This is a genomic window from Nostoc sp. (assembly GCF_036919815.1).
Classification (GTDB): domain Bacteria; phylum Cyanobacteriota; class Cyanobacteriia; order Cyanobacteriales; family Nostocaceae; genus Nostoc.
On sequence record NZ_JBALCE010000031.1, the window covers coordinates 107986 to 114448 of the forward strand.

The following is a 6463-nucleotide window of genomic DNA, read 5'->3' on the forward strand; positions in this document are numbered from 1 at the left end:
ATTTTGGACAAGAAATTCCTCTTTAACCTCTTAACTCTGTGTTCTCTGCGCCTCTGTGGTTCAATTAATTACTTTTTAACCACAGAGACGCAGAGAGCGCAGAGAGAAAAAAGAGATTTTAACAGTCACCTTGAAAGGGCTATGGTCAATTTTTTTACTTTTGACTCTTAACTTCTAAGTAAATATGTTTCGTATCTACTTTATATCCAGATCAATAACCAAGATGCTTCCAGAAATTAAATTTTTAATTGTTTATGTCTCGCTCTAAAGCTTTACAATATTACATTGTTTCCCGGTTGCTTCTCGCGCCACTTCAGCTATTAACTATTATCACCATTGTATTTCTCTTACTAAGAGCAACACCAGGAGATCCAGCAGATGCAATTCTCGGTGGACGTGCGCCAGAAGCAGCTAAACAAGAATTGCGAAAACAACTAGGTTTAAACCTCCCCCTGTGGCTACAGTACTTAAACTATTTGGGAAGCATACTGCGCTTTGACTTGGGAACCTCTTTAATGAGTCGGGGAGAGAATGTTTGGGACATAATTGGGCAATATTTCCCGGCGACGGTGGAATTAGCAGTATGTAGTATGGCGGTTGCACTCATCGTTGGGATTGCGGTTGGGACTCTTTCGGCTTCCCGTCCTGGGACATATTTTGATGTCGGTGGGCGTTTATTTGGGATCATCACCTACGCACTTCCGATGTTTTGGGCGGGAATGCTTTTGCAGTTGATTTTCTCAGTCCAATTGGGTTGGTTTCCTAATTCCAACCGCTTTCCGCCTAATCTTCCGGCTCCTACGACTGTCACTGGATTGTATACAATTGATAGCTTACTCGGTGGAAATTTCACCCAGTTTTTCACATCTTTGCACCATCTTGCGCTACCGAGTCTCACACTAGGAATTTTGCTCAGTGGGATTTTTGAGCGAATTGTAAGAGTGAATTTAAAGCAAACCTTGCAAGCAGATTATGTAGAAGCCGCTAGAGCCAGAGGTATTGGTGAAAATAAGATTTTAGTCTCCCATGCCTTGAAAAATGCCCTAATTCCAGTAATTACAGTCTTGGGATTAACCTTTGCGTCTCTGTTGGGTGGGGCGATTTTAACAGAAGTGACATTTTCTTGGCCTGGGTTAGCCAATCGACTGTATCAAGCGATCGCCGATCGCGATTATCCTACAGTCCAGGGAGTGCTGGTCTTTTTTGGTGCGATCGTTGTGAGTGCAAGCATTTTGATTGATATTTTAAATGCTTATGTAGATCCGCGAATTCGATATTAGAGCATCGATTTAGTAATCAAAAACCTCACCCTGGTTATGCTACGCAAAACCTGTCCCTCTCCTTAGTAAGGAGAGGGATGTCCGTTAAGACAGGTTGAGGTATTGTTTTGGTTAATTCGATGACTTGTGTGTACAGGCAACTGAAATTACTGCCCAACATCCAAGATAAAGTAGAAAGTATTGTCAACAATTCTGTTGCTGCCAACATATTTAACAATAGGTATGTTGACTCGGTGCTGTCCTGGTTCAAGCTTCCAGCTTTTTTGGAAGTTCACAATATTATGACAACTAGCATTAATCGGGAAGTTAGTGAAAGTGAAAAGACCATTTTCATAACTCTCAACTCCATTTTTAAACAGATACGCTTTTACTTCTACTCGATTGACTAGAGCTTGAGATGGTATGCAATAGCTGAGGTTTGATAATCTTATACCAAGTTGCGATAGATAGTATTATTTGATCAAAAGTTAGTCCAGTAGCGGCCTTGATTCCAAACAAGACTAACTTTGGCAACTTGGTATTAGAGTATCTTTAGCTTTTAGAGGTATGCGTTTAACAGTGGTAGTAGTGTTGCTCTTATAGGCAAGAAAGGCCTCGGTAAATCCTCTTTGCTATAACTTTAGATGAAATTTATGCTTTGACACATGGTCAACCATATTTAGTGCAACTGCTGGGTTTTCAGCTAGTGCGCGGCTACAATGACTTTGTTTTTGAGCAAGGACGACCCCGTGAGCCAGTTTTCAGGGTGGAAGACGTGGAAGCAGTTATCAATGACCCTGGGTTTTTTAAGCGGGGACGCTACTACTTTGATGGGGTTTGCGGTCAGGCGGCGCGGGGTGCTGGGGGTCAACAGGCAATAATACAACTACTTGCACCTCACCCAGAGGGGTTAAGTCTGGATGCCTTAGCTCAGTCTACAGGTATGAACGACGCCAATTTACAGGAAGCGCTGAATACTCTGAAGCGTCATGACGTTGTTGAAGAAACTCAGGAAAGCTGGCGGATTATGGTGGAACTGTTTCGCCGTTGGGTTTTGCAGCAGTAGCGAATAGAAGGCGAATGGAATTCACGGCTACACAGGCAAAGTCCGCGAAGGCGGACTAATTTTAGCGATCGCATTTGCTATTTCAGCGATCGCATTTGCTATTTCAGCGATCGCATTTGCTATTTCAGCGATCGCATTTGCTATTTCAGCGATCGCATTTGTTATTTCGGCGACAGAATTTGTTATTTCGGCAACAGCATTTGCTATATCGGCGATCGCATTTGCTATTTCAGCGATCGCATTTGTTATTTCGGCGACAGCATTTGTTATTTCGGCGATCGCATTTGCTATTTCAGCGATCGCATTTGCTATTCTAAGAGCCTATCTTCTTAAACTACGAGGATCGAGGGCATCTCTCAGCCCATCACCGAGTAAGTTGAATGCTAGCACTGTGAGGATAATCAGCACAGCAGGCGGCCAAATTAACCAAGGTTGCAATACCAAAATTGAAGCATTGCTAGCCAGAGAAAGCATATTGCCCCAAGAAGGGTCTGGTTGTTGAATTCCCAAGCCGATGAGACTCAGTATCGCTTCAGCACCAATAAAGCTGGGAATTGCAAGAGTCGCAGAGATAACTATATAACTAGCCGTTTGCGGCAAAACGTGGCGGAGGATGATATAAAGTGGATTCCCGCCCATTGCCCGTGCTGCTTGCACAAATTCTCGCTCTTTAATTGATAGTACCTGTCCGCGAATCACCCGTGCTAAACCAGCCCAGCTAATAACCGAAGTAATCACCACAATCAGCAAAAAGCGCTGGGTACTGCTTAAACCAGCTGGTAAGACTGCTCCCAAAGTCACCAAAAGATAAATACTAGGGAAAGTCATTAACACTTCTGCCAACCGCATAATGACGCTATCAGTCACACCGCCGAAATAGCCAGAAATTCCACCGATGAGCAAACCGAGGGGATAGGTAATGATAATACCAAAAATCCCGATAAACATACTGATGCGACCGCCATGTAGTAGGCGACTAAATTGGTCGCGGCCTTGGTCATCAGTGCCCAAGATGTTGACTTTTGCGCCACTTGTTGTCCCAAATAAATGCCAATTTAAGGGGATACCAGCAAAGATTGTGACTTCATCCCACTTCGGGGGTAATGGCAAACTCATCTGTAGCAATCGGTATTCTGCGCCGGAGACAAATAGACGCAGTGGTGAGGGCTTTTTGAAGTCTACAATGACTTGGCGATCGCCTGTTTCTAAATTCGTATCTCCCTGAGTCGTCGGATAAACATGAGGTCCGATAAACTGCCCTGACTGAGAAACCCAGTGTATCTTAGTTGGTGGCAGCAGTGAACCATTGGCTTGTGAAGCATAGGGATCATAAGGAGCCACGAAATCAGCTGCAATTACTGCTATGTAGAAAACTAACAGCAAAATTGCCCCAAATCGTGCCAAAGGATTTTTCTTCAGTCGTCGCCACCAATCCATAGTAGTTAGTAGTTATAAGTTATGAGTTCTCAAAGTTTTATCTTAATTCATAACTCATTCATGATTAATAATTCTTAACTCCCAATCTACCGATTTTAGATTTTAGATTTTTCCTTTAATCCAAAATCCAAAATCCAAAATCCAAAATCCAAAATTGAATAACTCCTAACTCGCAACTCCTAACTTTTCTAAATAGTGCTGCTGTTCTTGCTGTTGTTTTTCGTGTTCTACAACAAACACATTTGAGTAGAGATTAGCGAGAATTTGTTTTCCCTGCTGTGTCAGTGATAGATAATGCAGTCCCTCTTGGATATAGGGAAAGACGCCATTCCAGTAAAACTTAGCGTAGTTATTCCGTAAATCGGCAGGGGTTTTATAGCCCAAAACTTTATTTACACCAGTTTCTTCAAACTCGTAAAATAAAGAAGTAATTTTCTTCAAGTAACGCGGATCGCTTAGTTGCCCAATCAAATCAGCAGCACGTACTAATCCGGCAAAGCACTTTGTCTCTTGCTGATCTTCTGCCGCAGGCACAGGAAATCGAGTCAATTCAATATTGCTCTTAATTGCCTCAGCATCTATTAACTTGTGACCGCCAAAACGCTCATCAATAAACAGCTTGGCTCTATCAACATGATACGGTGTGAGACTGGCATCAGAAGCGCCAGAAGCTACAGAAATCATTCTGCCATTTTTACCTGTGGCATATAAGTCTGCTGTTTCTCGGTCTTGTCGGCAAACTCCCTTAACGTAGCCAATATCATGACACAGCAAGGAAATGATGCAATGCAACCAATCTTCACTGGAAACACCACCTTCTCTAATGTGTTTGCCACGTAAGATTTCTTGCCCAACTAGGGTGACAAGGACAGTGTGTTCAACATTGTGATAAAGGGCGTCGCTATTAGCAATGTTTTCCAAAGCCATGTTACCAGCCCAGGCGATAATGTCCTGATAATCATTTTTGAAGCAGCCATAGGTGCGACGGTAGCCTTCTCGAATTTCATTTACGAAGGCATCAATTAAAATTTCAGTGGCATTGAACATATCTGGTTACTCTGGTAAATACCAATTATTTATTGATTTGATTTCAAAATTCCATAATCAGCGCCACCCTTGCTGGAATTTAGGGCAATGGATGTTTGCTCCTTTGTAACTCATTTGTAGCTGTGGACGCTAGCTTTATCTATGCTTGGATTGCATGATGTTGCATGGCTTCCTGGTAACACAAAGGCTTTAGAGGAATTCTGGGTTACGTAGAAAAAGAATTTGCCCGATTTAATGACTTCTCTGGCAACGATTGCAGGTATTCTGTCCCCATTCCCTACTCCCATTCGGCTACGCCCTTCGACTACGCTCAGGACAAGCTCACGGCAAGCCTATTCCCCACTCCCCATTTCTTAAGACTGTGCGATCGCACTTACAAGTGGGAATCATAACAAACAGATTCACCAGAGTAAATATCCAATGTCTTACCAAAATATCACCGGCTCCCTTTCTCCAGCAGATATGCAAGAAATTAAAGCAGCGTTTGCGACTATTGAAGCAAAGTTACCTTTTCTCGTGACCCTGAGTGCAGAAGAACGACGCAACTTATTTAAGATGGGCGATAAAAGACTAGCTTTTGTCAACACTAGCCTGATTGCTGCCCAATCTAACCGAGACATTTTACCAGCCAGTTTTGATGTAGACGAATTTCTGCAGGATTATCAACTAGTCGCCACACTCACCGAAGTTTTGATTGGACTGCGACAGCTGACAGAACAAGTAGATGATACTCTAATGGCTGTCGGTAGCGAAGCAATGGGTAGCAGTTTGACAGTTTACGACTACGTAAAAACTGCTGCTAAGAAAACTCCAGGTTTAAAAACTCTTGCTCAACAGTTGGGTGAACGGTTTAAAGCTATTAGAAGTAAACCTGCAAAAGCTGCTGTCGATTCTTAAAGGCTTTTAAAAAATCCTTTAGTGATGTAGCAAATACTTTGAGATCCCCCTAAATCCCCCTTAAAAAGGGGGACTTTGACTCCGGTTCCCCCCTTCTTTAAGGGGGGTTAGGGGGGATCTCGAATGACTATGCACCAAAACCTACGCAGTATTGGGTAGGGGGTATAAACACTAGAAACTATGACAAATAAACTCAATAGTAGCAATCTCCATTTACCTTACAATCCAAAGCTTGTAGAAAGAGCAAAAGAACTTCGTAAAAATATGACCCCAGCAGAAAAAAAGCTGTGGTGTGGATATTTGAGAAAATTTCAATTTCGGGTTTTTAGACAACGACCGATTAATAATTTCATAGGTGATTTCTACTGTCCTACTTTACAAACAGTGATTGAAATTGATGGACACAGCCATTTTACAGATGAAGGTCAAGATTATGATCTGGAGAGAACAAACATTTTGTAAGGCTATGGTTTAAAGATTATTAGGTTTACAAATAGTCAAGTTTTAAATCACTTTGATAGTGTGTGTGAGCAGATACAGCGTCTGATCCCCCCTAGCCCCCCTTAAAAAAGGGGGGAAAACTTCTTAAAGTCCCCCTTTTTAAGGGGGATTTAGGGGGATCATTAAAGACTGTGCACCTTAACCGAACCGTATTGAGAGTTTCCTGATTTGCAAAACGAGATGTATTTATTTTGGTGAACGAACCTCAAAGCATCGTCGATGAACCTCAGAGCATCGTTAATGAGTCTTTAATACT

The 6463-nt window shown here is 42.4% G+C and carries 7 protein-coding genes; 5 read left to right on the forward strand and 2 right to left on the reverse strand.

The genetic code is table 11. The annotated features are described in order from the left end of the window. Window positions 1–254: 254 nt before the first annotated feature. The 3 genes from V7K15_RS09310 (at window position 255) to V7K15_RS09320 (ending at window position 2642) form a co-directional block, all read left to right on the forward strand. On the forward strand, window positions 255–1280 hold the full coding sequence (locus V7K15_RS09310) for an ABC transporter permease (protein ID WP_334905046.1): 1026 nt from the start codon (window positions 255–257) through the stop codon (window positions 1278–1280). 637 nt (window positions 1281–1917) lie between these two features. Continuing rightward, window positions 1918–2325, forward strand: coding sequence for a helix-turn-helix domain-containing protein (locus V7K15_RS09315; RefSeq protein WP_334905047.1), 408 nt, complete (start codon window positions 1918–1920; stop codon window positions 2323–2325). Between the two features lie 74 nt (window positions 2326–2399). Then, entirely contained in the window at window positions 2400–2642 is a 243-nt protein-coding gene (locus V7K15_RS09320; RefSeq protein WP_334905049.1) for a hypothetical protein, read from the forward strand. A gap of 4 nt (window positions 2643–2646) precedes the next feature. On the opposite strand, the gene V7K15_RS09325 is transcribed toward V7K15_RS09320, so the two are convergent. Next, window positions 2647–3762: an ABC transporter permease gene (locus tag V7K15_RS09325; protein WP_334905051.1), complete on the reverse strand. Its 1116-nt coding sequence runs from the start codon at window positions 3760–3762 to the stop codon at window positions 2647–2649. Window positions 3763–3927: 165 nt separating this feature from the next. After that, window positions 3928–4809, reverse strand: coding sequence for an Npun_R2479 family HD domain-containing metalloprotein (locus V7K15_RS09330; protein ID WP_334905053.1), 882 nt, complete (start codon window positions 4807–4809; stop codon window positions 3928–3930). A gap of 420 nt (window positions 4810–5229) precedes the next feature. On the opposite strand from V7K15_RS09330, the gene V7K15_RS09335 reads away from it, so the two are divergent. Both V7K15_RS09335 and V7K15_RS09340 read left to right on the forward strand, forming a co-directional pair. Beyond that, entirely contained in the window at window positions 5230–5706 is a 477-nt protein-coding gene (locus V7K15_RS09335; protein WP_334905055.1) for a hypothetical protein, read from the forward strand. 180 nt (window positions 5707–5886) lie between these two features. Then, complete coding sequence (locus V7K15_RS09340; protein WP_442949658.1) at window positions 5887–6168, forward strand: endonuclease domain-containing protein; 282 nt, start codon at window positions 5887–5889, stop codon at window positions 6166–6168. Window positions 6169–6463 lie beyond the last annotated feature (295 nt).